The following is a 26,995-nucleotide window of genomic DNA, read 5'->3' on the forward strand; positions in this document are numbered from 1 at the left end:
TTCTGGCTCATGGTTGGCACCTCTGTTGGTGAAGAGTTTATCTCTTCTTGAGGTGTCCGGGATATTCAACCAGAACATGCATTAATCTGTAAACCTGCGCAACAACTTTCCGTGTATCAATGCCTTAACGATAACAACGTCCGGAAAAGCGCGCAATGCTTCTGAAAAAGCGCGCATTGATTTGGGCAAACTTTCAATAGGCCCTACAACAGACACCCACTGATCACTGTGAATTGGTTTGCCGAGGGGACTGGCTGTCGACTCGATGCGTCATCCAGTCGATGTAGCCGGGTGATCCGTTTATTTTGTAACGGGAAGCTGACCCAGCACCTGTAGTGATCGGCTGCGGTATAACGGAGTAGAACCCTATCGAAACAACACCAACTCAGCAGCCTTATCCAACATGGATGCCAAGCCGTTTTACCAGCCGGAGCAAATTACTCCGGTCGACCTGAAGTACACGGGCAGCCGCCGATACGTTACCGCCCTGCTCTGTCAGTACCCGACCAATCAGCCGGGTTTGGTATTGTCGGGTCAGCTCAGTCAAGGAGCCGGATAATGCCTCTGCCCCATGATCAGGGTTATCTTCCTCTGGGCCTGGTGGTTGAACCTCGATATCTCCCAGCGCCAAGGCCCGGCTATCGATATACACCAGTGCTCGACCAGGTGCTTGTGCCCGGGATTGTTGTTGTGCCCGAAGCGCAGCACGCCCCAGAACGTGTTCCAACTCCCGGACATTGCCCGGCCACTGATAACGTAACAAGGTCTCGCGTGCATCCGCTGTCAACAGCAGCTTTTGAACATTCAGGCGGTGTTGCAGACGCTCCAGGAAGAACTCTGCCAATTCCAGCACATCCCGGTGACGCTCTCGCAGAGCGGGCACCCTAAGAGGAAAAACACTTAAGCGGTGATACAGGTCTTCCCGAAAACGGCCGGCAGCCACTTCGTGCTTCAGGTTACGGTTGGTCGCAGCAACCATCCGCACATCGACCTTGTGTGTCTCATCACTGCCGACCCGCTGGATTTCACCTTCTTGCAGCACCCGGAGCAGCGTCGCTTGCAAGGTCATGGGCAATTCACCGATTTCATCAAGAAACAGTGTCCCGCCATCCGCCAATTCAAAGCGACCGGCCCGAGCCTGACTGGCCCCGGTGAATGCGCCGCGGGTGTGGCCGAACAGCTCGGCCTCCGCCAAGGTCTCTGGCAAGGCGGCACAATTCAGGTAAATCAGAGGTTTGTCCGCTCGCGCCGATTGCATATGCAAGCGGTGGGCAATCAACTCTTTGCCAACCCCGGTCTCGCCTTCAATCAATACCGTCATGGAAGTAGGTGCCACAACATCCACGTCACTGATCAGCCGCATGATTTCGGCACTGGTACCCACAACGCCGGTTGAAAGACGTTCCCGATTAAGTGCTTCGGTTACCTGTTGCCCACGGTTGATCTGCTGTCGCAGTGTTGCAATGCGTTCTGCTGCGGTAATCACCGCACGGGTCAGGGTAATTGCCAGCTCCTCGGCATGAGGAATCGTTTCATCAAACTGTCCCGGGCGAGAAGCATCCAGGGTAATGACGCCCCAGTTGCGCCCATCAACCTGAATCGACATTCCCATGCAGTCGTGCACACGAGGGTCAATGCCGGGCAAGCGCATCAGGCCGTCATATGGGTCTGGTAGCAGCGAATCCGCAGGAAACCGGATCAGCCGTTGGTGCTCAAGGATTTGTTTCAGTCTGGGGTGATGATCCGGATGAAAATGTCTTCCCCGGGTTTCTTCGCGCAGCCCCAGAAAGGCAATGGGCCGCAACACTTCGCCCGAGAGCCGCAAGAGTGCGATGGCGTCACAGGGAATGGTGTGCCGGATAGCTTCCAATAAACGACGGTACCGAACATCAACTGGCAACTCACGGCTAAGGTCTTCGATGACTGAGATGTAATGTTTAAATGGCATGTTGTCAATATTACCTCGATGAGGTCATTTCAACCACACCCGCTTGATGTAAAAAAGACCCAATAAAAATTACTCCTTACATATCAATAAGTTATAAATGGCATGGATATTGGAAAGAACCGGGGGAACATTAACTTTTACAGACAGCGCCCACCTGCCGGTGCGCCAAGAGGACAACATCCGATGCTATCCCCCAGCCAAATCGACATCATCAAAGCAACCGCCCCGGTTGTCGGTGCTCATTCCCGAGAGATTACCGAATGCTTTTATCCTCTGATGTTCCGCCGTTACCCTGCGGTGGCAGATCTGTTTAACCAGACACACCAGCAAAAAGGCACCCAGCGTCAGGCACTCGCCAACGCCCTGGTAGCTTATGCCACCCATATCGACAATCTGGATGCCCTTGGCAGCGCTGTTGGACTGATCGCTCATAAACACTGCGCCTTGAATATTCTTCCGGAACATTACCCGATCGTTGGGGAGTGCCTGATGGAGGCTATTGGTGAAGTACTGGGCGACGCGGTAACACCGGATATTGCCGATGCCTGGGGAGCGGCCTATCAGCAACTGGCCGACTTGCTGATTCAGGTAGAAGAAGGGCTTTATTCCGACCATGCCCAGCGTCGGGGTGGCTGGCGCGGAGAGCGCCGTTTTGTGATTGAGCGTATCGAAAAAGAAAGCGCGGTTATTTCATCGTTTTACCTGGTCCCGACAGAGGGTGAAGAAAATATCGATTTCACTCCTGGCCAGTACATAGCACTGATACTCGATATTGATGGCCAATCGCTGCGCCGCAACTACAGCCTCTCCGATGCTCCTGGTAAACGTGGCCTGCGGATTTCAGTAAAAAAAGAAGCCAATGGCACGGTATCCGGATACCTGCATAACAGAGCCAGACCGGGTGACGAAGTCATGCTGACAGCACCAGCCGGTAATTTTGTCTTACCACCAAAATCCGAACAGCCACTGGTATTGATAACAGGAGGGGTCGGGATAACACCCGCAATCAGCATGCTCAACAGCTGCGTGTCGGACGGTCGCCCGATTGTGTTTGTTCACGCGGCAATCGACAGCCAACACCACGCCTTTAAAGAGCACGTCGAGGCATTGGCCAGCCAGTATGCCAACCTGAAAAGCTTCATTATTTACGAAAAACCACTGCCAGGAGATACACCAGATGCCACCGGCTTCCTGAATCAGGATATGCTGGCACCTGTGCTGCCTGAAAGCCGAGACGCCCAGATCTACTTCCTTGGCCCCAAACCTTTTATGGTATGCATTAACCAACTCTGTGATGCGTTGGCGATACCTGAAGACCAACGTCATCATGAATTCTTTGGCCCGGCAGAGGAACTTGCCATAGCGGCAGTCTGACGCCTGACACGGATGCAGGAGCAACCAGTACCATGACCAGACCAGCGCTAACCTCATCATCACAGCAGCCGGAATGGGCATGGTTTGCTCTGGCATTTCGTCCTTTTTTTGGACTGGGGGCCATATTTGGCGTTATCTGTGTTGGCCTCTGGGTGGCCAGCCTCAGCGGGGCACAATTAATTGCTCCTGCTGGCGGTCTGTATTTCTGGCACATGCATGAAATGCTGTTTGGGTTTGTTGCCGCCATTGTGGTCGGCTTTTTGTTGACCGCAGTCAAAAGCTGGACCAATCAACCAGGGCTAAGCGGCCCACCACTGGGTTTGTTGGTTGGTGTCTGGTTCGTTGGCAGAGTGGCGATGCTGTTGCCAACCTTCTTGCCAGCCAACCTCATTGGTTTGATTGATTTTCTTTTTCTCCCCCTTGCCGCAGTGGTACTGGCCCGGCCAGTTATACGGGTGAACATGTGGCGCAACCTGATCTTTGCCCCCATTTTGCTGCTGATGAGCGGGCTGAACGCCATGATGCACGCCGACCCATCCGGTAGCGCTATCATCAACCAGCACGTGGCTGCCCATGGCATGATTCTGCTGGTTGTCCTGCTGATGTGTGTGATTGGTGGGAGAGTCTTCCCCATGTTCACGGCCAATGGCACGCAGACACCACGGGTGACACCCTTGCCGTGGCTAGAAAAAGCAACGATCCTGACAACGGCACTCTGTATTCCGGCTGGTATGGCGTTACTGCCAGCAACCGAAGCGATGACCGGCATTATTCTTATGGCAGCCGGAGCATTAAACATCTGGCGTGCCTCCCGCTGGCGTTTTATGGTCGCATTACAAACACCGATGCTGTGGTCGCTGCATCTCAGCTATTGGTTGATGTCCATTGGCCTGATTTTGATCGGCCTGCACCAGACCACCGGGATTCTCACCGCATCCATCAGCTACCATGTGATTACGCTTGGAGGCATCAGCCTGATGATACTGGCAATGGTGACACGGGTATCGCTTGGCCACACCGGCCGGAAGATTCAGGCTACGCCGGTCATAACCAGCGCTTTTCTGTTGATGGTTGCCGCCACTTTTGTACGTATTCTGCCTGCGCTATTACCCGGCCAGGCACTCTGGTTACTTATTCTTGCGGGGCTGCTCTGGATGGCGGCGTTCAGCCTGTTTGTTATTGTCTTTTTCCCTATATTGTCACGCGCACGCCCCGATGGCACACCGGGTTAACAGGCTTGCCCCGCTACCCTGCATGCCGCAATCGGGTTCGCTCTTTTCAGGCCGTGGATACCGGCCCACCATTTCTATAGGTGAGTTCCCAGTCCACCGCAGAGGCTTCAACCTTGATCGACTGCATCGTCGCCAGACCAACGATATTGGCAAAGGACGCATCCGCCGCATCACGACCAATACCGATTCTCACCAGACCACTGACGGGTGCCATCCGGGTGGCATCAAACAGAAACCAGCGGTCTTCCAGGTACGCTTCAAAAAAACCATGAAAATCCGGTGGCTCCAGTCCAACCGCATAACCCGATACATAACGGGCCGGAATCCCCAGGGCACGGCACAAGGCGATACTGACATGGGCAAAGTCCCGGCATACCCCCGCACGCTGGATCAGCACATCACAGGCACTGGAAGAACCATCGGTGCTGTCGGCCACGTAATCCAGATGGTCGTTAACCCAGTTACAAATCGCATCTACCCGCAAATACCCGGGCTGTAACTGGCCAAATTCTTTCCAGGCCAAACGCCCGAGCCGGTCTGATTCACAATATCGGCTGGGGCTCAGGAACGACAGTACCGAGGTAGGCAGCTTGTTGTGCTCCACTTCGTTCAGATAGCGGTTCTGTTCGATATCAGGAGACAACTCAACGGTGGCATTGTAGTTGATGGTTAATTCACATGGCTCAGCCTCGATGCGTATACCTCGAGAGCCAAAGTTATTCAGCTGAAACCATTCACTGTTCATGGTCGGAGAAATATAAAGATTTTCCTCCACGGTTTTTTGATGATCGGTAATCGCCGCCGCGATATTAAACACAAAGCTCGACGGTGAACTCACCGTGTAAACAAGTTCGGACGCAATTCTTACACAATGCATAATCAAATCCCCTGTAATGCTTGTAATGTTGGCTGGCTGGTCGTGCCTGATCCCAAAAGACCTTTACCCCTGGAGCCGACTCAACAGTCAACCACCAGCAATCCATCTGGCTATGGGCTAGCGTTTACCGCGCCCACGACGGCGATCTTGTCCACCACTTTTACTGCGGCCACTCCCCTCTGACACATCAAAAACCCGGCCTTGCGCTGCCTGGCCAGAGCCAGGAATTTTTTTCTGCTTGGGCTTTTTCGGTTTTTTCACAACCAGTCCGCCCAGCCGGGTTTCCGGCACGTTATGAGACGGCTCAAACCCCGGCAACAACCGCCGTTCGATCAACTGTCCGGTCAGGTGTTCAATGGCTGCCAGTGCCTGAACTTCGTCGGCGCTTACCAGCGAAATCGCCTGCCCCAGACTGCCCGCCCGGCCGGTACGACCAACACGATGCACATAGTCTTCGGCATTGATCGGCAGATCGACATTGATCACTCCGGGCAACTGCGGAATATCCAGCCCCCGGGCAGCGACATCCGTCGCCACCAAGACCCGCACCGCACCGTCACGAAAGCGCTGTAAGGCCGCTTGCCGACCGGCCTGGGTTTTATCGCCATGAATGGCATCCGCTGCAATCGAATGCTTGTTTAATGCCTGCGCCAGTTCATCGACCCCTTGCCGGGTTTTGGCAAAGACCAGTACCGACGACCAGTCCACCTGGCACTGTCCCTGGCATTGTCCCTGGTACAGTCCCTGCTCCTCTCCTTCACCACTCCCCTGCAACAACCCTAACAACAACTCGGTTTTGCGTTTTTTGTCGACCGGGATCAACCAGTGCTGCACCGTCGCCGCCGCCTGATTACTCGCCCCGGCGTCGATCGACAGAGGATCCCGGGCCACATGACCAATCATGGTACGGATACGGTCAGAAAACGTCGCCGAAAACAACAACGTCTGACGCTTGCGCGGCAAGGCGCACAACAAGTCGTCCAATTCATCAGCAAAGCCCAGATCAAGCATCCGGTCGGCTTCATCCAACACCAGCGCGGATAGCTGATCAAACACTACGGCATTCTGGCGGTACAAATCCAGCAACCGCCCCGGCGTAGCAATCAGGATATCCATCCCTTTGCGTAACGCCATCATTTGCGGGTTGATACTGACGCCGCCATACACTGCGTAAGAACGTAACGGCAACCCTTCACGGTAATGCAATACACTGGTTGCCACCTGTTCGGCCAGCTCACGGGTCGGCACCACAATCAACACCCGCACCCGATTGCTGCCTACCGTTACACCTTGTCGAGATGCCACCATCAACTGTTGCAACAAGGGCAATACAAACGCCGCGGTTTTACCGCTGCCGGTTGAAGCCGCCACGGTCAAGTCCCGCCCCGCCAGTGCTGCCGGAATCGCCTGTTGCTGCACCGCCGTTGGCTGCGAATAGCCCCGTTGCTGTAATATGTCACACAGCGCGTTATCCAGCCCCAACGAAGCAAAATCCGCTACCAACGATCCGGCAGTCTGGCCCGGTCGGGAAGAATCCATCATCAAATACAACTCCCAGCACCCGGTGCCGTTAATCATCCAAAGAAAACGCACAGTATAAAGGCCGCACTATCCTGTCGTGCAGGTTTTTTAACGTCTGCTGGCGCTTGCTAAACCCATGCCTATCCGCGTGACGCCTGCATTATGACGGCTCTGTAAAACCCACAACGGAAGAACCTGCCCCGGCCAGGGGAATTTCGCCATTTCGTCATCACCAACAGGATCAAAAACGCCCTAAAAACCGGTATAGTACCGCCCTTTACCAAAACCCTCCTTTCTTTCAGGACATCAACGTGATTTCCACCGCCAACATCACCATGCAGTTCGGTGCAAAACCGCTGTTTGAAAATATTTCCGTCAAATTTGGTGACGGCAACCGCTACGGCCTGATCGGCGCTAACGGTTGCGGCAAGTCGACCTTTATGAAGATTCTCGACGGTTCACTGGAACCCAGTGCAGGTAACGTCTCCGTCACGCCCAACGAGCGTCTGGGCAAACTGAACCAGGATCAGTTCGCCTACGAAGAATTCACCGTGCTCGACACCGTGATGATGGGCAACAAGGAAATGTGGGCTATCAAGGACGAGCGTGACAGCATTTACGCCAACCTTGAAGCCACTGAAGACGACTATATGCGCGCCGCCGAGCTGGAAGGCGAATTCGCGGAACTGGACGGCTACATGGCCGAAGCCCGAGCCGGTGAACTGCTGCTGGGTGCCGGTATCGATACCAGCCTGCACGCAGGCCCCATGAGCGAAGTAGCTCCCGGTCTCAAACTGCGAGTCTTGCTGGCACAGGCGCTGTTCTCCAACCCCGACATCCTGCTGCTCGACGAACCGACCAACAACCTCGACATCCACACCATTCGTTGGCTCGAAGGTATTCTGAACGACATGAAGTGCACGATGATCATCATCTCGCACGATCGTCACTTCCTGAATTCCGTTTGTACCCACATGGCCGATATCGACTACGGTCGCATCCAGATTTACCCAGGCACCTACGACGACTTCATGATCGCATCCACCGCTGCCCGTGAGCGTATGCAATCTGAAAACGCCAAGAAAAAAGCCCAGATCGCCGAACTGCAGCAGTTTGTATCGCGTTTTTCTGCCAACGCCTCCAAGGCCAAGCAAGCGACCTCTCGTGCCAAGCAGATCGACAAGATCAAGCTCGACGACATCAAGCCATCCAGTCGTCAAAGCCCGTTTATCCGCTTCACCCAGGAAAAGAAACTGCACCGTCTGGCGCTGGAAATCGAGAACCTCGGCCATGCCTATGACGGCGAACAGCCACTGTTCAGCAAGACCGACTTCATGATTGAAGCGGGTGAAAAAATCGCGGTGATTGGTGCCAACGGCGTCGGTAAAACCACCTTCCTCAAGTGCCTGGTCAACGACATCACCCCAACACAAGGTGAAGTACGCTGGTCAGAAAATGCCAACGTCGGTTACTACGCCCAGGATCACGAATACGAGTTTGAAGGCAACGAAAACCTGTTCGACTGGATGGAACACTGGAAGTCCGCCGAACACGACGACCAGGCCGTTCGCGGCACTCTGGGCCGCTTGCTGTTTAACCAGGATGACATCAAAAAGTCTGTCAAAGTCTGTTCCGGTGGTGAAAAAGGCCGCCTGCTGCTTGGCAAGCTGATGCTGCATAACCACAACGTGCTGGTAATGGACGAACCCACCAACCACATGGATATGGAATCCATCGAAGCGCTGAACATGGCACTGGAAATGTTTGAAGGCACCCTGATCTTCGTTTCCCACGACCGTGAGTTTGTTTCATCGCTGGCGACCCGGATTCTGGAAGTCCGTGACAACAAGATTGTCGACTTCCACGGCAACTACGATGAATACCTCAAGTCCCAGGGTATGCAATAGCTGCCACTGAACAGCTGTCAGGTAAATACCTGACGGCTGTTGTCTTTGTTGGCACTCCATCGTTCTGAACTGGATTCAGAATCCCGCCCGTCATTCCGGGCTTGCCCCGGAATCCATAACACCGCCAGGTCAGTTCAAAAATCGTAGGATGCTTTCAGGTAAATACGACGGCGCTCTCCAATAATCGCTCCAGACACCGTATTAAACCCGGCAATGGCATACTCCTCATCCAGCAAGTTTTTAATATTCGCCTGGAATTTCCAATCCTGCCACCGTGTTTGCCAGGACATATCGTATATCGTGTGAGGCTTGATCGTATTGTCGTCCCGGTCTGTTTGCTGGCTGACATAGTCCATACCAAAGGCAATCGAAGAACCGATATCGGGGAATTCATAACGAGTCCAGCCACCCAGCTGGTGAGAAGGTGTATTGGAAAGGTTCCGGGCGTCGGCGTCGGTATCCGTCACTTCCAAATCCGTATAGGTATAACTGACATTGGCAACCCAGCGGGAAGTTAGATCCGCAAGCAAGTCTGCTTCAAAACCCTGACTGCGAATTTCACCAATAGCAATGCTGTAATCATCGTCATCCGGGTCTTCTGTCAGTACATTGTTTTTCACAATATGAAAAAGCGCCACATTCAGATTCGATCGATTATCAAGCAAATACGTACGAGCCCCCACTTCTACCTGCTGGTTTTCTTCCGGGTCAAACAAACTGCCATCGGCAGAAGTCAGTTGATCCGCCGCAGCCTGAGGTGTCAAACCGGTAGAAAATGACGCGTACGGTTTGAATTGCTTGCTTAATTCGTAAGTAGCACCAATCCGGGTTGAATAGCCAACATCGTCGTAAGAGGCATCATCACTGCCATCGTCATTGTCTGTGACATCTTCTTTTATATGGTCCAAGCGAGCACCGGCGACCAAATTCAGCTTGTTTGTGACACGCCATTGGTCTTGCACATAAACCCCAACCTGTTTCAGATCCGTCGTTCTATCTCGATTCAGACTCATTTCATAAGCGCTGATATCATCGTCATAGTCAGGATTGGTAAAACTTAATGTCGATGGTGTCGCATCAGTGTCATCACTATTACCGGAGTAATAAAACAGCTCCTCTTCACGAGCAAAATGGTAGTCTGTACCAGTCACCAACGTATGGTCGCCCAGATAGGCAACAAGATAATACGCCAGATCAACGCCGTTATAATCTCGAACCTGATCCTGATAGCGGCGGGTCACGCCATCGTATGCCCCGTCACTATCGCTATCCACCAGAGCTCTTGCCTGATGGAATTTCATGGTTTCGTTTGTTTCGTAATAACGTAAGGTCAGATTGCTGTCTAACCAGTCATTAATTGAGTATTGCAGATGGGCTTGAAAAATATCTGATTTGAATTCCTGATTGTCAGAAGGTTCATTACTGTTCCAGGAAGTATCTGTCAAGAAGTTGCCATCTTCATCAATAGGCACCCCCCGCACACGCTCGCCCAATTGGTAAAAATGAGTATATTGCAGTGTTAATGTAGCATCCTCATTAATATCCCAGGCATAACCGAGATCAACGATGTCGTTATCTTCTTCCACATTATTACGATAAGAATCTTCACTACTCGAATACACCCCTATTCGGTAACGCTGGGACGCATCTTCATTAAGTCCGCCAGACGATTCGAGACTGCCACTTAAAAAGCCTTTATTACCTGTAGCGAATTCGATGGTGTTTTGTTGGTCATAGGTCGGCTTCTTGGTCACATAATTAATGACGCCACCGGCCTCGCCCGCACCATAAAGAGCACCAGAAGGTCCCTTGAGTACCTGGACTTCCTCAATATTGAACAGCTGAGGAATCGTAAAAGTCCTGAATGGATCACCTTTGACACCATCATAAAGCACCTGGCTTTCTTGCTCAAAGCCACGCATTTTGATAATGCCGTAATTAAAATAGGATACGCCGGACATTGAGCGAAAAAGGTCCGTTACTTCATTGGCAGCCTGGTCATCAATTAGTTCCTGGGTAAGTACCTGAATAGACTGCGGCGTTTCATCAATCGGTGTATGGGTTCGAGTCCCCAAAACCGCTTCATCCTCCTTGTAGAGAGACAGTGCACGACCCTCTACCTGAATGGGCGATAGTTCTATGATGGATTGATCCTCAATCTTTTGATCCCATTCCTTGGGGCCTTCTGCGTGAGAAATACCGTCTGATGCCGTTTCTGCAAAAACCGTCGGAGAGAAAACAAGCGCTCCACAAGCCTTCATCATGATTAAGGATTTTTTTAAATGCACAATGATCAATCCAATGTAACCTAAATTGATGCGCATGGTAAAGCACCTGATAATCATTTTCAATTGCAAAAGTAAGGCAATTACTACTCCAAACGACATACCTCACTAAATATTTTGTATACAAGCCATCTGCAAGAAAATAACTGACAAAAACCAACGGTCGCTGATTTTTAATGACACTAATTCACAAATAGACATCAGCTGTTCATAAAAACACCAACCCTTATTTAAAAATATAATATATTTTTGAAAATATTTAAATCAAGAGCAACACCATTATATTTCGTTTGGAATTCATGGTATAAAATCAATATTCAATTCCAACCGCCCCCCCTTTTAATCAAAACAGGGCCATAAATACAATCCTGGCCATATAAAATAATTGTTCAATAATCATGATTATTTCAAACATTAATAAGAAGACAATCATTAATACCATTGCCATGACCATTTCCAATAACATCACTCATTGCCCACTGAGGTCGATCATCAGAATAACCAGCAGAAATAAAGAGAAAATCATGAATACATGCACAACCTGACGCCTGATTCCCTCTCTATCAGCCTCTTGCCCTCCCGGTCGCTTTGACACACCGCCGTGAGCTTGCTAAAAACAGCCATCATTAACCGGAATAACTCACGATACTCGTGACGAGGGAACCTGAACCGGGTGATCCGCCTCCAAGAGGCAGAGCATGGTTCCACGACCTGCCGATACAGAGCACCCCGCATACCCCCAAGAAGGCTCAGATGCTAAACAAACTGCTCCAGCTATTCACTGAACATGCCCCATCAGGCACCGACAAACACACACTGGATCTCTCCGCCGCCGCCTTACTGGTGGAAGTCATGAAAGCGGATCACCGCATCGATGCCAGCGAGCGCAACGAGCTGGGCCGGGTACTCAAAGAACTGTTCCAGCTCAGCGATGAGCATATCCGCGCGCTACAGCAACAGGCCGAGCAGGCCAGCGCCCAGGCTTCCGACCTGTTTCAATTTACCGATGTGGTCCACAAACATTTTTCGGTAGAGCAGAAATTTGATTTGCTGACCGGCCTCTGGCGTATTGCCTACGCCAGCAATGGTCTCGACAAGTATGAAGAACACATTATTCGGCGTATTGCCGAACTGCTGTATATCCCCCATGGTGAGTTTATTCGCGCCAAACTGCTGGCCAGACCAACACTGTGATTACTGAACTCGTCTCCCGTTTTGAAGATCTCCAACAGGTGTTAGCTCAGCTGTCGGAACATCTGACCCAAACACAACCGGCACATTGGTTGCCCCTGCAAGACAGCGAAATCGCCCTGGGCCTGAAACCCTTGTCGCTGGCCACCGACTTGCTGACCGACCTCTGGTATCGCGATCAGCAAGATGGCCGTGAAACCCGCTCCCGCCATGGTTTGATCCTTGCCGATACGCGCTGTCGGACATTGATTACCGACATCAATCAGGCCAAGGATGATTTCCGCGCTGCAGTGCAGCTGGAAAAACAGGATCTGCCACGCTGGAAAGAAAGCTATCGTCTGTTAGGTGAGCACCCCTCATCCTTGCGTAACAAGCTGGCAATTGCCGGTATGACACGCGTTCATCTGAAGCAGTGCTTTCGCCATATTCCACTGCTGGCACAGGCGCCACGCAAGGTTGGCTTCAGCTGGTACGTCAACGGTCGCAGTATCAAAAAGCTCACCCTGAGTCAGGCCGAAGCCCTGCTGCTTGAGCTGGGAGAACACAAGCCGCATATCCAGATTCAGCTGCAGCGGCTGGGGCAATTACCTCCCGCCACACGGTTGGCCCAAATCCAGACCCTGGCCCCCGTGGTTCGAGCCAATCTGGTGTATAACAACGGCGATGAGGTCATACGCAAGGCCATGAGTGTTTCCTTGCCGCTGTTTATCCCCGATACCCAGCCTACCCTGCCCGAACACAACCGCATCAGCTCCGAGCCACCTCCCGGCCGTACCCGCCAGGCACGAGGTGATCAGCGCATCAGTGACGAGCCGTTTTTACCCAGTATTCGGGCTTACCTTTATCATTAACCGGTACACCTATCTGCACGTGTATCTGCACTCAGGCGTTAACCATTCCCCCGCCAGATTACCGTTACAACGCAGATAGATGCCCAACAACCTGCTAGACTGCCGGCCTCTGCACCGGCACCGTTTTTGACAGCTTATGGATACTCCAATGACCACTATCGTCAGCTTTAACATCAATGGCATTCGCGCCCGTCAACATCAACTTGAGGCTATTCGGGAACAACTGGACCCGGATATTCTGGGCTTACAGGAAATCAAGGTACACGACGATATGTTTCCTCTGGCAGATATCGAAAGCCTGGGGTATCACGTTGAGCACTTTGGCCAGAAAAGCCACTACGGTGTCGCCCTGCTCAGCAAGCAAGCTCCCGTCTTTGTGCAAAAAGGCTGGCCATCGGACGACGAAGACGCTCAAAAACGACTGATTCACGCCCGCTATAACATCGGAGGCAGCACCATTGACGTACTGAATGGCTACTTCCCCCAAGGTGAAAGCCGTGCCCATGAAACCAAGTTTCCGGCCAAAGAAAAATTCTACGCCGACCTGATGCAGTATCTGAACGACAATTTCACCCCCGCCGACCGGGTGGTGGTGATGGGTGATATGAATATTTCACCGGAAGATACCGACATCGGTATTGGTGAACCCAATCGTAAACGCTGGTTAAAAACCGGTAAATGTTCCTTTTTGCCAGAAGAGCGCGAATGGTATCAAACCTTGTTGAACTGGGGACTGACCGACAGCTATCGTCATTTTCACCCCACCAGCAACGAGCAATTCAGCTGGTTTGATTACCGCTCCAAAGGGTTTGCCGATACCCCCAAACGCGGCTTGAGAATCGACCATATTCTGGTTACTGAGCCATTGCTGGCCAGCTGTGATGAGGTCGGTATCAGCTACGCTATTCGGGGTATGGAAAAACCTTCCGACCACGCACCAATCTGGCTCAAGTTAACATCCAGCTGATCACTCACTATTTGCGCTCTTGCGCGCTACCCCGAGCCACCCTGCGCCGTCGCCCGAATAACGGCACGGGATGGCTGAACCCCTTGATCATCGCCGCCAATATCCCCGCGTTTTGTATCCACTATTCCCTGTTCCCTGCCTGCTACCGGAGCCTTATTTGTGACCACCCCGACCACTGCTGATATTCCTTTGCCACAGACTGCAGCCATTATAGGTGCCGGGCCGGCCGGATTGATGGCAGCAGAACAAATCGCCAGTCGTGGCTACCGGGTCGAAGTCTTTGATGCCATGCCCAGTGTGGCGCGCAAGTTTTTGCTCGCCGGCATCGGTGGCATGAATATTACCCACGCGGAAGACTACCACCACTTTGTCAATCGTTATGGCAGCGCCAGCCGCTGGCTCCAGCCCATCCTGGACGACCTCACGCCAACACAACTGCGCGAATGGATCCATGGCCTTGGCATCGATACTTTTATTGGCACCTCGGGGCGGGTTTTCCCGTGTGATATGAAAGCAGCGCCCTTGTTACGTGCCTGGCTCCATCGCCTCAAAGCCCAGGGAGTGGTATTTCATCCACGCCACCGCTGGACTGGCTGGGAGAACAGCCAGGCACAACTCCCTGTGGGCGCATCACAAGCATGGTGTTTCGACACCCCGGACGGCACGATACAACGGTCGTTCGATGCGGTGGTGCTGGCTCTCGGCGGAGGCAGTTGGGCCAGACTCGGCTCCGATGGCCGCTGGGCACCCTGGTTACAACAGCAACAGGTCGATATCGCGCCCTTGCAACCCAGCAACTGCGGTTTTGATGTGGCCTGGAGCGATTTTCTCAAAGAAAGATTTGCCGGTACGCCAATCAAGCATATCCAACTATCGCTGACCGATACCCAAGGCAAGCACTGGTCACGCACCGGTGAGTTTGTGGTCAGTGAATACGGCATTGAAGGCAGCCTGGTTTATGCTCTCAGCGCCCCTTTGCGAGAGCGTTTGAAGCAGGCCAGCGCCAACCCCGATACAGCAGGTACAACAGGCCAGCCACTGCTGACACTGGACTGGCTGCCTCATTCATCACTAGCAGACATCGAACAGAAATTACGCCAGGGTAAAAAAGGCCTGTCCTTTGCCAACCTGCTGCGCAAAAAACTCAATCTGCCTGCCATCACCAGCACGCTATTACGAGAATGCTGCCCGCAACTGGATAACCGCGACATCCCTGCCGTTGCCAGGGCACTCAAAGCCATGCCATTAACGCCCCAGCAACCACGCCCCATCAACGAAGCCATTAGCAGCGCAGGAGGGGTGCAGGCCAGTGCCGTCAATCCTCAACTGATGCTGAACGCCATGCCAGGCGTCTTTGTTGCCGGGGAAATGCTCGACTGGGAAGCTCCCACCGGAGGCTATCTGCTCACCGCCTGTTTTGCTACCGGCAAGCGCGCCGGATGCGGTTTGGCAGACTGGCTGGCAACCTCTGCCAGCCCAAACAACCCGCCCCGGCATTTGCTTCCAGAACAGCCATAAACGTTTGCAGCCTCGTTTTTCCGCGGCTAACAGCGTATAGTCGCGCCTCTCAGATTGGGCCCCTGCGCCCCAGCATGCGGACATCATCAAGAGGATTCAGCAGTCATGCCAAAAGCGAGTGAGATCAAGAAAAACGCCGCCGTCGAATACAACGGCCGAGTGTATTTTATCAAGGATATTGAGCGCTCGGTGCCACAGGGACGCGCCGGCGGTAGCCTGTATCGTATGCGAATGTACGATGTGGTGAGTGGTCAGAAGATAGATGAAACCTTCAAGGATTCAGACATGCTGTCGTTTGCCGACCTGACCCGTCGTCCAGCCATGTTTTCCTACGTCGATGGTGACGCCTGGGTCTTTATGGATAACGAGGATTACACCCCTTATTATCTGGACAAGACGGCCATTGAAGATGAGATCCTTTTCGTTAACGACCAGACCCAGGATGTACAGGTCATGGTGGTTGATGGCCAGCCGGTAGGACTGATTCTGCCAGCCATTGTTGAGTTGGAAATCGAAGACACCGAGCCATCCATCAAAGGGAATTCGGCCACCGCCCGTACCAAGCCTGCGCGCCTGACAACCGGCCTGACGGTGCAGGTACCGGAGCATATTTCCACGGGCGATATCATTCGTATCAACGTCGAAGAACGCCGCTTCCTGGGCCGTGCTGGTAAATAATACAGCGGGACCAGGTTAGCCGGTCAGTACTGCTGTCGCCACCGCTCATGGTGTAATGATCATGAGGTAACGACAGCCGTCACATACCTTTCTGCATTCCGTTCCGTTGCCGTTGACGGCCAGCAAATGCCAACCTGACAAACACTCAACCAGCCTTCAACCAGTCTTCAACCAACTAAACTACCGGCTCTCGGCGGGCATTTTTCGAAGTAGCCGAAGTAGACGATGTAGCCCCGGATTTTACTCCGGACTTGGCAGCAGGCTTGGCCGCTGGATGCCGCAAACGGATAATCCAGCGCACCAGCACATACAGAATGCCGACCAATAACCCGACCAGCCACCAGATCAGGGCATTGTCCGTAATCTCGGTTTCATTGCTGAAGGCCGAAAACCCAGCCACCATAAACGCCGGCGCAAAATAGTCAGAGTCCGGGCTGATTTTGGCGGGCGACAACACCAGCACCGGCCCCAGTACCACCAACAGGTCGCGCAGGACACTGGCGGATGACATCCAGTAGAACATCATCCGCCAGCACCAACAGCCCAATAAGGCAAAACCAAGGTACAGCGCCCAACCGGTCATCGGGTCATAAAGGTTATCCATGCGTCATGCTTTCCAGATTATGTGGTCTTCCCAATCCTCTTCTGGCACCTGATCATCAGATACCCCCTTCCCTGCCAGAGAAATCCCTGCCGTATGCACTGAAGCTGGATCACCACTGATCAGCGGATGCCAGTCAAACAGTGGTTTACCTTCCGCTAACAGGCGATAGGCGCAGGTTTCCGGCAGCCAGAAAAACTGACTTGCCTGTTCTGGCGTCAGCCAGACACAGGTGGGTACTTTTTCTTGCCGTTGCTGATAAACACTGCAACGGCAATCGCTGGTGTCCATATAGCGACAATGGATATCGGTATAATAAACATCACCGCTATCTTCATCTTCCAGTTTGTGCAGGCAACAGCGCGCGCAACCATCACAGAGTGATTCCCACTCTGGCTTGCTCATTTCATCCAGGCGCTTGTGCTGCCAGAAAGCCGTCTGACTCATTCGTTATCCAATTTGCAAAACAGGTCAAGCTTGGCGCTTTCTTTCGGCGGTGGCATTTGCAGAAAAAACCCCTGGCTGTCAATTTGTTCCAGGATACGTTCACCGGAGAAGCGCGCCAGTTTTTTGTCTGGCGTGATGATCATGGTCATCGCCAGTTCTGGCTTGCCGAACTGTTCCAGCAAAGCCTCTGGTACTTTTTTTAATCCATCCTTGCGTGAGACGTATAGATAGGTCTCATCTTTTTTACGGCTTTTAAAGACATCGCAAAGTACTTTACTCATGTTCTCTTCCTGCAGTAGGTCGAGCCAGGTTGGCTCAGTGGCGGTTGTCCGCCCGGGTCATCATATCCAGCAAGGTGTCACCAATCTCGGCTTTACGCCAGCCCTGCAGTACATCGGGTAATACGTACTGGCCATTGCCCCAGCCCGAACGGATCAGGGCATCCAGCGCTTTTTTCCGGGTCAGTATTTCCGGTGGTATTTCCAGTTCGGCGGCGCGTTTGGCAACCACCTCTCTGGTGTTTTTCAGCCACTGCCCGGCTTCCGGAGTCAGTGGTCGGTCCAGCGCTACCGGCCAGAGCGCGGCATCATCTTCCAGCGCCTGACTGACAATGGCCAGCAGTGTTTGGCTGTCGTTGCGGATCATTTCAGGGCGCAAACCGGCACGCGCCAGCTGGTCGCGATTGTTTGGCTTGAAACGGGCAATATTCCAAAGGCTGTTATCATCGACCACCTTGTTACGGGGTACGTCACGCTCCCGCGCCTGCAACTCACGCCAGCCAACCAGTTCCTGCAAGATATGCTGCTCTTGCGGGCGCAGTTTCCAGGCCAGCTTGACCCGTCGATAATAGTCTTTCGGAATATCTTGCTGGCTCTGGTCATCAATGATGCGCTGACAGTCTTCTTCCAGCCAGCCCATACGACCCAGCCTGGTCAACTTTTCCACCAGCAGCGGATAGATTTGCCGCAAAAAGTAGACATCGGCAACGGCATAGCGAATCTGGTCCGGGCTGAGCGGACGCGCCAACCAGTTTGAACGGGTTTCTTCTTTATCGATATCAATATCCAGCAAGGCCGAAATCAACCGCTGAAACCCCATCGAACCACCCAATCCAGCCATTGAAGCAGCCAGTTGACTGTCAGCCAGCGGACTGGGTAAGACTCCGGTCAGCTGGCGACACACTTCGAGGTCTTCGGCACAGGCATGAAAAACCTTGGTCACGGTGTCAGTCTGAAATACCTCGGCCAGTGGCTGCCATTCGGTCACACTGAGCGGATCAATCAGATAGCACTGCTGGCTGTCGGCTACCTGCAACAACCCGGCTTTAGGGTAAAATGTCGAGGTGCGGATAAATTCGGTATCGAGTGCCAGGAAGCCTTCATTCATCCAATCCTGACAGGCTTGTGCCAGTTGCAGGTTGGTAGTGAGCCAGACAGGTTCAGGCACTTGAGGGCTAGTCAACACATCTCTCCTTGGTTCAGCGCTGGCGCAGGGCGGCAAGGCTGAACACTAATCGGTGGCAGTGCTGTCGGAATCCGTCTCCGACCACTGCAAAAAGGGCACACCGGCCCGCTGGGCCAGTGTTTGCACGTAGAATCCGGTGGTACGTCCTTCGACTGACTCATCCAGACAGATGATCAGTCGTGACGGTTGTTGCTGCGGGTCACACAAACGCTGATACAGTGATCCCAACCCCAGTTGCTCCGGGCCAATACCCTCAACCGGTGACAGCAGGCCATGCAACACAAACCCTTGTGCCGCGGTATCGATGTCGGCCAACTGTTCGGGTTGAGCCAGCACCCATAAATCAGTACCGGCTTCGACCACCCCATCACATTGGCGGCATACGCTATTCACACTATAACAGCGGCACACCGGACAGAGTGCCACTTGTTGTTGCACCGTCGCCAGCGCCGCTTCAAGATCGGCAGCCAGCGCTGGCTGCAATACCAGCTTGCGCGCCATACGCGCGGCCGCCTTCGGCCCGATACCCGGCAATTGATCGAGACACTGCGCCAGCGCCAGCAGAGGTGCCGGGGTCGCACCGCGAGTGGCCATCAGAATGGCATTTTCATACCAGGTGGCAAACCCATACCAGCCGTCATTTTCGACATCTGCTCCTGGCTGTTGGTCTCGATTTTACGGACTGCGTCGTTCACTGCGGCAGCCAGCAAATCTTCCAGCATGTCTTTGTCTTCTGTCATCAGAGAGTCGTCGATTGTGACGCGCTTGACGTCGTGACGGCCGTTCATGATCACGCTGACCAGGCCAGCGCCGGATTCACCGGTCACTTCGGCTTCTGCCAGCTTGGCCTGCATTTTTTGCATGTCTTCCTGCATTTTCTGGGCTTGTTTCATCAAGTTGCCCATGCCACCTTTCATCATATCGGTCTCCTTAAATAACGGGCCATTCCTGCCCGTCAGGGTTGTATTAGTCATCCAGTGGTCGGATGGTGCCGTCGACCACTGTGGCATTAAAGGTTGTCAGTATATGGCGGACCTGTTCATCCGTCTCGATGGACTGCAAGGCAATAAAGCCTGCTTCTGCAGCCAGCCGTTGGCGCCGTTGCTCTGGCGTCTCTCCTGCCGGGCTGCGCAAGACCATTTCGATACGGGCATCGGGAACCAGCGTTTGCAGCGCCTGTTCGATCCGTTGTTGTTGACCCGGATTAAACAGTGCCCCCTGCTGCGGATCAACATCAAAGCAATAATGACCGTCGCGGATTTCGACCAGTGCACTGTTACGGGCAATCGACAAGGGTAACCCGGCCAGAGGCAAGTGCTCCAGCCACATCCACCAGCTAGCGGGGGTCAGCGGCGGTAAATCGGCCGGATTGGCGATCTCGCGCGGCACGGTTTTGGTCACAGCGGCTTTGGTAGCGGTTGGTGCCGCAGGAGCAGGTTCAAACGTCATACTGTGATCAGCAGGCGCATCCATCAAACGACTGAGATTACCCCCGGCAGCCGACGTGTGCGGCTTGGCAGCGGATATTGCTTCCGTCGGTGCAGACTGGGCTGGTGCGGGTTTTACCGGCTCTGGCATCAGGGTTGCGGAAGGCGGTACGGCAGGCGGTGCGGCGGGCGGCAACGGTTCCGCGGCCTCCTCTTCTGACCAGGGAGGGGATTCCTGCTCAGGCTCAGCCGGACTGACGACGGGCGGAGCCACGGTTACGGGCACCGGCTCAGCGCCTGGTTCAGCCAGAGGCTCATCGGCCGCAAACGGCGTAGCTTGCGTATCGTCAACAACAGGTGCCGCGTGTGTCGGCTCAGATTGTACTGGTTCAGGTTGTACGGGTTCGGATTGTACTGGTTTTGGTTCTGACTGCCCGAGGTCAGACGGCTCCGTCAGTGGCTTTTTTTTTTGCGCCTCAATCAGGGCTGGTTGTGCAGGGCTGACCAGCGCCGAAGGACTGGACAGCGCCGAACCCAGATCCAGATTGGCCAATGCCTCCGGTAACTGCTCCGGCAGCGGACGAAACGCCAGCATGCGCAGCAACAGCATCTCAAATCCCTGACGCGGGTCTGGAGCCAGAGCCAGATCCTTGCGGCCACTGAGCGCAACCTGATAATAAAGCTGTAAATCTTCGCCGTTCATGGCCAGCGCCAGCGCCAGAATGGCATCGCGATCCCCTTGGGAATTTTCGATGGCATCCGGAACCACCTGAGCCAGTGCCGCCCTGTGCCAGATGGTCAGCAAGCCTTGCACGACTTCATCATAATCCGGGCCGTGCTCCGCCATTTCTGCCACTTCGGCCAATACATCACGAGCGTTGGCCTTGGCCATGACTTCCGCCATTTTGAACAGCCGGCCACGATCCATGGTGCCCAGCATGCTGGTCACCTGGGTTTCCAGTACCGTGCCTTCACCAAAGGCAATGGCCTGATCGGTCAGACTGAGAGCATCACGCATGCTGCCCTGGGCGGCTCGCCCCAATTGCCAGAGTGCCGGTGGTTCATAACGGATGTTTTCTGCCTGCAACACGGTTTCGAGATAACCAACGATGCTTTCTGGCGTCATGTTTTTCAGGCTGAACTGCAAGCAACGGGACAGCACGGTGACGGGCAGTTTTTGGGGATCGGTGGTGGCAAGCAGGAATTTGACGTGAGCCGGAGGTTCTTCCAGCGTTTTTAACAGCGCGTTAAAACTGTGGGTCGACAGCATGTGCACTTCGTCGATCAGATAGACCTTGAAGCGTCCACGGGTCGGTGCATATTGCACGTTATCGAGCAGTTCGCGGGTGTCCTCAACCTTGGTACGGGAGGCCGCATCCACTTCGATCAGGTCAACAAAGCGACCTTCTGCAATTTCACGACAAGAGGAACACACGCCACAAGGTCGGGCGCTGATGCCCTCTTCACAGTTAAGGCATTTGGCCAGAATACGGGCGATGGTGGTTTTGCCCACACCCCGGGTACCGGTAAACAGATAGGCGTGGTGTAGTCGCTGCTCATTCAAGGCGTTGATCAGCGCTTTGAGTACGTGCTCCTGGCCGACCATTTCGTCAAAAAATCGCGGTCGCCACTTACGTGCAAGTACCTGATAACTCATGAAAAGCGGACTCTGCTAAAACAAGGAAGTCGCATGATAACGATTGGCGGGCAGGATGTCAGTGTTATTGGAGATGACTCCTGCCAGCCACACCCCGGCACACGAGTCGACTACTACCGTTGCTCCCTTCCGGGCCTGGCGGGGTTCGTAGCTTATCGTTGCGAGGGGACCAACAGGAGCCACCATAACGACCTGACTTTCGACAGGAGGACAAATCGTACAGATAACTTTTCGATATTTCAAGGAGTTAAAGCAAATTCATGCTAACCCGGATAACAGCCGGCGGTGTTCGAACATCCGACACACTCTGTTATTCAGAGATGCAACCACTGTTTTAATGCCAGATTGATAATATCCGCCCGGCTTAGGCCCAAATCATCGCAGGCCAAATCCAGACAATCAATCACATCCGCATCCACCTTCACTTCCAACCGCTGCAACCCACGTTCTTTATCACGCTGACGCTGGAAGCGCTTGTTAAAGCGACTCTGTGCCGTGCGATCATACGGGTTACTTTTCGGCCGCCCACGACGGGGAGTCGAAAACATATCAATCGTTGTGCGATCTTCGGGTTGAATGGACATAACAGATCCGACAGAAAAACGGCGGCATTATGCCGTCTTGGCCGCGAATTGCAACGTCATAGCGAACGATTACCCCTTTCCCGTCTATCATTGTAATGACAGACCTTGCCAAGGGCGACGCATCTCAATACTGTTGACTGCTTTCTTTGCTGAACACGTTACCGATGTCCGATACCCAAATTACCCGCTTATCCCCCGACCAACTGACCCAGGCAGTAAACACTGATCTGCTGGATTTTATCTCCACGGAAGAGCTTGACGCTTTCCATGGCGTCCTGGGCCAGGAACGCGCCGTCAACGCCATTCAGTTTGGCGTCGCCATGCAACGCCCCGGCTACAATATTTTTGTGATGGGAGATACCGGCACCGGCCGCTCGTCCTATGTCCGGGACTACCTCAAAAGCGAAGCCAAACGCCAGATCACTCCTTCCGTCTGGTGTTACGTCAATAATTTCAGCAACCCCAGAGAACCCGGGGTTATTGAGCTGCAACCTGCAGAAGCCAATCAACTGCGCGATGATGTACGCCAACTGATTGACCAGTTGCTGGCGACCTTTCCGGCGGTGTTGGAACACCCGTCCTACCAGCAGAAAAAAGCTGCCATCGACTACCAGTTCAATCGCAAATACGACAAGGCCATTGAGCTGGTCGAAAAAGACGCCCACAAACAAGGGGTCGCGGTGTATCGCGATGCCAATGCCATCAGCTTTACTCCTATTCGTGATGGCAAGGCGCTGGATGAATCCGAGTTCGCCCAGCTGAACGAAGAAGAACGCGAACAGTTTCACGAAACCATCGCCACCCTTGAACAAATGCTTGGCGACCAGCTGTCTGAGCTGCCGCAATGGAAACGCGAAACCAGCGACCTGCTGCGCGCTCTGAACCAGCAAACCATCAGCGACGCCATCAAGCCTTTGCTGGTGCCGATCCGTGAACGCTTTGGCCATCACGACCGGGTTTCGGCTCACCTGAACGAACTGGAAGAGCACCTGCCACGGCTGGTACTGGAAGAACTGGTCGATGAGCGTCTGCTGGAGCTGCGCGAGGAATACGTCAAACGTAACCGGCTGGAAGAATCCCTGCTGCCCAATGTGGTGACGCACCACTCCGCCGATAGCGGCGCACCGGTGGTATACGAACCCCATCCCAGCTACGGCAACCTGTTCGGCCGGATTGAATACACCAGCGACCAGGGCGCCCTGGTTACCAACTATCAACGGATTTGCCAGGGTGCCCTGCACAAGGCCAATGGCGGTTATCTGATTCTGGATGCCGACAAGGTTCTGACCGAACCACTGGTATGGGATGCCCTGAAACGGGCGATACAATCCAAACAGCTGAAAATGGAATCGCCATATTCAGACATGGGGCTGTTCAACACCACCAGCCTGCTGCCCGCCACCATTCCGCTATCGATCAAGCTGGTGCTGATTGGCTCACGTCAGGTGTACTACCTGCTGCAGCAATACGATGAAGACTTTAATCGCCTGTTTCGCGCCGTGGTCGATTTTGACAACGACCTGCCGCTCAACGACGACACCCTGTACGCCTACTCTCGCCTGTTAAAAAGCCGGGTCGAGGAACAAGGCTATGCCCATATGAGCCGCGATGCTGTCACCCGCATGGTGCGCTTCAGCGCCCGTCTGGCGGAACAGCAAGACTCCCTCAGCGCCCATATTGGCGAACAGTTCGACTTACTGGCCGAAGCAGACTTTATTCGCAAACTGGCACAAGACCCGGAAATCACCCCGATTCATATCGACCGTGCCTTACAAGCCAAGCAACAGCGCACCGGCCGGGTCTACGACAAACTGTTTGAACAGATGTTAGATGGAACCGTACTACTGGAAACCAGTGGTCGCGCTGTTGGCAAAATCAACGGCCTGACCGTAATGTCTTTGGGAGATACCAGCTTTGGTTCCCCCGCCCGTATCACTGCCACGGTTTACCCTGGTTCCAAGGGCGTGGTGGATATCGAGCGGGAAGTCAGTCTCGGCCAGGCGATTCACTCCAAAGGGGTGATGATCCTCAGTGGCTTCCTCGGCAATCGTTATGCCCAGAAATTCCCACTGGCGATCTCTGCCCACCTTGCCATGGAGCAATCCTATGGCTATATCGATGGCGATAGCGCCTCTCTGGCTGAACTGGTGTGCCTGATTTCGGCGCTGATCAATAGCCCGATTGAACACAGCTTTGCCATGACCGGCTCGATCAACCAGCACGGTGAAGTGCAGGCCATTGGTGGCGTGAATGAAAAAATCGAAGGTTTCTTCCGCTTGTGCTGCGCACGAGGACTCACCGGCGAGCAAGGGGTGATTATTCCGGCCTCCAACCGCCGCAACCTGATTCTGAATGATGACGTGGTACAGGCCGCTGCCGCTGGCAAATTCCATATCCACTGTGTCACCCATGTTGATCAGGCGGTGGAAATCCTGCTCCGCCGGGAAGCTGGTCAAGCCAACGACGATGGCGAATTTCCGGCTGGCACAGTGAATGGCGACATCATTGAACGGCTGAAAGCCATCTCCAGCATGGCCGACCAGACTAGCAGCAAAAAATAACCTCTCCTCTGGGTGCAGGGTGCAGGCTAGACACTTGTCAACGTGTTCCCTGTGCCCAGGCACTAGACAGCATCAAGCCCCAGGAACTACCGGGCATGAGACGCAGAAAAACAAAAACCCGCCGGGATACAGGCAAAAAGAAGGGAGCGAAAGAAACAAGAAAAACGAAAGAAGAAAAACAGACAGGATCAAAAAATCCGTAGCGTCAACCACACCACAAGAAAACTCAAAGCCGGAGCCTTGCCCCGGCCTGAGCGATACTAGCGAAAACTTTTTACATTGCGAGCAACAAAACTCAGGGTCAGGCCAACCAGGCTGTCACTGACCTCATAAAAGCGCTCATCCAGCTCTTCCAACTCATTCCGGTAATCGTCTTCCAGCTGACTGACCAGAGCACTGCGAGCGTCTTCATCTGCAGGCACTGCCCGATCGGGGAAAAGATCCAGCAACTCGTCGAATATCGCGTGGATGTCGCGGGATTTGACCCGCTCCAATGCAGCTAAAGTGTCTTCCGCCTGAGCGCCAACCTCATGGTGAAAAAACTGCACAAAACCGCCGTTTTCCATTTCTCTGAGCAGACTGTCGATACAAAAAACGGTTTTTTCTGCATCACTCAGGGACTCATAGCCCAAATCTGCTTCTTTATCGTAGATCACATCCGTGATCTGAAGAAATGAATCAGTCTCATCAGCAACGTCCAGCGCCGCCTGAATCTCCATGTTCATACGTCTAAACTCAGCACTCTCACAATTGAATTTCAGTCTGGCCAAGATAGCCCAAGCAATAGTATTTGCAAAGCCTTTACTGACTGTTTTTCCACCATATCCATTTGCTTCGCCAAACTGGGCGATTCAATCCGATCGATCAGTTTTTATTCAGCGATATGAACGCCTGATACAACACCATCAGCCTGTGCAGCAGACCTCCGCCACAAAGCAAAAATCAGAGCGTATCAATAGTGGAACACAACGCCACCATACGTCGCGCAGTTGGCTCGGGATGCTCCATCGGAAAACAATGATTACCCGCCACTGTCTCGACACTCATCAATGGATTAAGCCTGGCAGCCCGGCGCGCACCCGGTGCAATAAAGCTGAACCCCGTAGTGGCCACCAGCAAATGCACCGGCACCGGCATATTACGCACGGCACGCCATAAACCCAGGGGAGCAGAAGCAAAAATCAGCGCTTCCCACTGCGGCGCACACGCCAACTCCACGGCCCCTGTTCCTGCTCCTGCTGGCCGCAAACCGGTTGTTAAAAACCCGTTAAACGCCAGAACGTGCCAGTCTTTGTACAACGACTTGCTACCCAGATACTCAGCCGCCGCCGCCGGCGATTCCCAACGGGCACGACGCGCTGCTGCGCGCCGCACCAAAGGATTGTGCCGCCACAAATGAGTCACTTGCAGCAGTTTCTGGGAACCAATCAAAGCGGGAGGAAAAAGTACAGGGTCCAGCAGAATCAGGCGCTGAAACAGATCCGGGCACTGTTCCGCCATCATCAACGTCAATATGCCGCCCATGGAATGACCAACACCCACAACTTCTGGCCGTGGCAGATGCCCGGAGTCGGGCAACAGCGTCCATTCCGTGGCAACCACCTGCTGGACAAAGTGGGTCAGATCCGCCGCCAGCAACCGCCAGTCCGGGAAACCCCGGTGAGCAGTCGGGGCCGATCCACCATGCCCTGGTATATCACTCAGCAGTAACGACCAATCCTCTGGCAGTGCATTCCCCAACGCCAACAACGACAAGCCACTGAAGCCATTTCCATGTAACAGGTGTAAGACAGGTTGGCCGACTCTGCCCTGTCGCCAATAGCCACAAATCGAGCCGACCGTGACCTTTTTCCAACCTGTGACACCACACACTGTCATATTTTTCGGCATACTAATTATCATCCT

The 26,995-nt window shown here is 53.6% G+C and carries 23 protein-coding genes and 1 other RNA gene; 9 read left to right on the forward strand and 15 right to left on the reverse strand.

From position 1 onward, the window contains the following. Nucleotides 1-394: 394 nt before the first annotated feature. Complete coding sequence (gene norR, locus Q8W24_RS15450) at nucleotides 395-1,948, reverse strand: nitric oxide reductase transcriptional regulator NorR (RefSeq protein WP_305475884.1); 1,554 nt, start codon at nucleotides 1,946-1,948, stop codon at nucleotides 395-397. A gap of 183 nt (nucleotides 1,949-2,131) precedes the next feature. Here norR and hmpA point away from each other — a divergent pair, with 183 nt between their 5' ends. Both hmpA and Q8W24_RS15460 read left to right on the forward strand, forming a co-directional pair. After that, entirely contained in the window at nucleotides 2,132-3,322 is a 1,191-nt protein-coding gene (gene hmpA, locus Q8W24_RS15455) for an NO-inducible flavohemoprotein (protein WP_305475885.1), read from the forward strand. 32 nt (nucleotides 3,323-3,354) lie between these two features. After that, nucleotides 3,355-4,554: an NnrS family protein gene (locus tag Q8W24_RS15460; protein ID WP_305475887.1), complete on the forward strand. Its 1,200-nt coding sequence runs from the start codon at nucleotides 3,355-3,357 to the stop codon at nucleotides 4,552-4,554. 46 nt (nucleotides 4,555-4,600) lie between these two features. Here the strand turns inward: Q8W24_RS15460 and Q8W24_RS15465 are convergent, their stop codons facing one another. Together Q8W24_RS15465 and Q8W24_RS15470 are read right to left on the reverse strand one after the other, a co-directional pair. Further along, a complete protein-coding gene (locus Q8W24_RS15465) occupies nucleotides 4,601-5,431 on the reverse strand; it encodes a transglutaminase family protein (protein ID WP_368501368.1) in 831 nt (276 codons plus the stop codon). A gap of 117 nt (nucleotides 5,432-5,548) precedes the next feature. Continuing rightward, nucleotides 5,549-6,973 (reverse strand): DEAD/DEAH box helicase, encoded by a 1,425-nt coding sequence (locus Q8W24_RS15470; RefSeq protein ID WP_305475888.1) that lies wholly within the window; start codon nucleotides 6,971-6,973, stop codon nucleotides 5,549-5,551. A 290-nt stretch (nucleotides 6,974-7,263) separates the two neighbouring features. Here Q8W24_RS15470 and Q8W24_RS15475 point away from each other — a divergent pair, with 290 nt between their 5' ends. Next, nucleotides 7,264-8,859, forward strand: coding sequence for an ABC-F family ATPase (locus Q8W24_RS15475; RefSeq protein ID WP_305452852.1), 1,596 nt, complete (start codon nucleotides 7,264-7,266; stop codon nucleotides 8,857-8,859). A 134-nt stretch (nucleotides 8,860-8,993) separates the two neighbouring features. On the opposite strand, the gene Q8W24_RS15480 is transcribed toward Q8W24_RS15475, so the two are convergent. Beyond that, entirely contained in the window at nucleotides 8,994-11,183 is a 2,190-nt protein-coding gene (locus tag Q8W24_RS15480; protein WP_305415601.1) for a TonB-dependent siderophore receptor, read from the reverse strand. A gap of 714 nt (nucleotides 11,184-11,897) precedes the next feature. On the opposite strand from Q8W24_RS15480, the gene Q8W24_RS15485 reads away from it, so the two are divergent. The 5 genes from Q8W24_RS15485 to yeiP all read left to right on the forward strand — a co-directional run bounded on the left by Q8W24_RS15485 (nucleotide 11,898) and on the right by yeiP (nucleotide 16,349). After that, nucleotides 11,898-12,338: a TerB family tellurite resistance protein gene (locus tag Q8W24_RS15485; protein WP_303432046.1), complete on the forward strand. Its 441-nt coding sequence runs from the start codon at nucleotides 11,898-11,900 to the stop codon at nucleotides 12,336-12,338. Beyond that, nucleotides 12,335-13,186 carry a DNA replication terminus site-binding protein gene (locus tag Q8W24_RS15490; protein ID WP_303432045.1) on the forward strand — a complete coding sequence of 284 codons (852 nt, stop codon included), beginning with the start codon at nucleotides 12,335-12,337 and terminating at the stop codon, nucleotides 13,184-13,186. Before Q8W24_RS15485 ends, Q8W24_RS15490 begins: the two co-directional genes overlap by 4 nt. Nucleotides 13,187-13,334: 148 nt before the next feature. Next, nucleotides 13,335-14,153 carry an exodeoxyribonuclease III gene (gene xthA, locus Q8W24_RS15495; RefSeq protein ID WP_305415599.1) on the forward strand — a complete coding sequence of 273 codons (819 nt, stop codon included), beginning with the start codon at nucleotides 13,335-13,337 and terminating at the stop codon, nucleotides 14,151-14,153. A 159-nt stretch (nucleotides 14,154-14,312) separates the two neighbouring features. Then, entirely contained in the window at nucleotides 14,313-15,671 is a 1,359-nt protein-coding gene (locus tag Q8W24_RS15500; protein ID WP_305475889.1) for a TIGR03862 family flavoprotein, read from the forward strand. A gap of 105 nt (nucleotides 15,672-15,776) precedes the next feature. Then, nucleotides 15,777-16,349, forward strand: a complete 573-nt coding sequence (yeiP, locus tag Q8W24_RS15505) for an elongation factor P-like protein YeiP (RefSeq protein ID WP_303432042.1) — start codon at nucleotides 15,777-15,779, stop codon at nucleotides 16,347-16,349. A gap of 175 nt (nucleotides 16,350-16,524) precedes the next feature. Here the strand turns inward: yeiP and Q8W24_RS15510 are convergent, their stop codons facing one another. The 9 genes from Q8W24_RS15510 to ybfE form a co-directional block, all read right to left on the reverse strand. Continuing rightward, nucleotides 16,525-16,953, reverse strand: coding sequence for a hypothetical protein (locus tag Q8W24_RS15510; RefSeq protein WP_305475891.1), 429 nt, complete (start codon nucleotides 16,951-16,953; stop codon nucleotides 16,525-16,527). A gap of 3 nt (nucleotides 16,954-16,956) precedes the next feature. Continuing rightward, a complete protein-coding gene (locus tag Q8W24_RS15515) occupies nucleotides 16,957-17,397 on the reverse strand; it encodes a YcgN family cysteine cluster protein (protein WP_303432040.1) in 441 nt (146 codons plus the stop codon). Further along, nucleotides 17,394-17,678 carry a YcgL domain-containing protein gene (locus Q8W24_RS15520; RefSeq protein ID WP_303432039.1) on the reverse strand — a complete coding sequence of 95 codons (285 nt, stop codon included), beginning with the start codon at nucleotides 17,676-17,678 and terminating at the stop codon, nucleotides 17,394-17,396. The genes Q8W24_RS15515 and Q8W24_RS15520 overlap by 4 nt, the downstream gene beginning before the upstream one ends. A 34-nt stretch (nucleotides 17,679-17,712) precedes the next feature. Then, nucleotides 17,713-18,858 (reverse strand): ribonuclease D, encoded by a 1,146-nt coding sequence (gene rnd, locus Q8W24_RS15525; protein WP_303432038.1) that lies wholly within the window; start codon nucleotides 18,856-18,858, stop codon nucleotides 17,713-17,715. A 48-nt stretch (nucleotides 18,859-18,906) separates the two neighbouring features. Next, nucleotides 18,907-19,455 (reverse strand): toprim domain-containing protein, encoded by a 549-nt coding sequence (locus Q8W24_RS15530; protein WP_303432037.1) that lies wholly within the window; start codon nucleotides 19,453-19,455, stop codon nucleotides 18,907-18,909. Beyond that, a complete protein-coding gene (locus tag Q8W24_RS15535; protein WP_303432036.1) occupies nucleotides 19,455-19,781 on the reverse strand; it encodes a YbaB/EbfC family nucleoid-associated protein in 327 nt (108 codons plus the stop codon). Before Q8W24_RS15535 ends, Q8W24_RS15530 begins: the two co-directional genes overlap by 1 nt. Nucleotides 19,782-19,827: 46 nt before the next feature. Continuing rightward, complete coding sequence (gene dnaX / locus Q8W24_RS15540) at nucleotides 19,828-21,945, reverse strand: DNA polymerase III subunit gamma/tau (RefSeq protein WP_305475893.1); 2,118 nt, start codon at nucleotides 21,943-21,945, stop codon at nucleotides 19,828-19,830. Between the two features lie 78 nt (nucleotides 21,946-22,023). Further along, nucleotides 22,024-22,120, reverse strand: an RNA gene (gene ffs, locus Q8W24_RS15545) — signal recognition particle sRNA small type. Nucleotides 22,121-22,259: 139 nt separating this feature from the next. After that, complete coding sequence (ybfE, locus tag Q8W24_RS15550; protein WP_303432034.1) at nucleotides 22,260-22,529, reverse strand: LexA regulated protein; 270 nt, start codon at nucleotides 22,527-22,529, stop codon at nucleotides 22,260-22,262. 164 nt (nucleotides 22,530-22,693) lie between these two features. Here ybfE and Q8W24_RS15555 point away from each other — a divergent pair, with 164 nt between their 5' ends. Then, nucleotides 22,694-25,090, forward strand: coding sequence for a Lon protease family protein (locus Q8W24_RS15555; protein WP_303432033.1), 2,397 nt, complete (start codon nucleotides 22,694-22,696; stop codon nucleotides 25,088-25,090). 260 nt (nucleotides 25,091-25,350) lie between these two features. Here the strand turns inward: Q8W24_RS15555 and Q8W24_RS15560 are convergent, their stop codons facing one another. Together Q8W24_RS15560 and Q8W24_RS15565 are read right to left on the reverse strand one after the other, a co-directional pair. Next, nucleotides 25,351-25,815, reverse strand: coding sequence for a DMP19 family protein (locus tag Q8W24_RS15560; protein WP_303432032.1), 465 nt, complete (start codon nucleotides 25,813-25,815; stop codon nucleotides 25,351-25,353). Between the two features lie 217 nt (nucleotides 25,816-26,032). Beyond that, nucleotides 26,033-26,980, reverse strand: a complete 948-nt coding sequence (locus Q8W24_RS15565; RefSeq protein WP_305475894.1) for an alpha/beta fold hydrolase — start codon at nucleotides 26,978-26,980, stop codon at nucleotides 26,033-26,035. Nucleotides 26,981-26,995: the final 15 nt, after the last annotated feature.

The sequence above is a fragment of the Oceanobacter sp. 4_MG-2023 genome (assembly GCF_030689165.1).
Lineage (GTDB): Bacteria > Pseudomonadota > Gammaproteobacteria > Pseudomonadales > Oceanobacteraceae > Oceanobacter.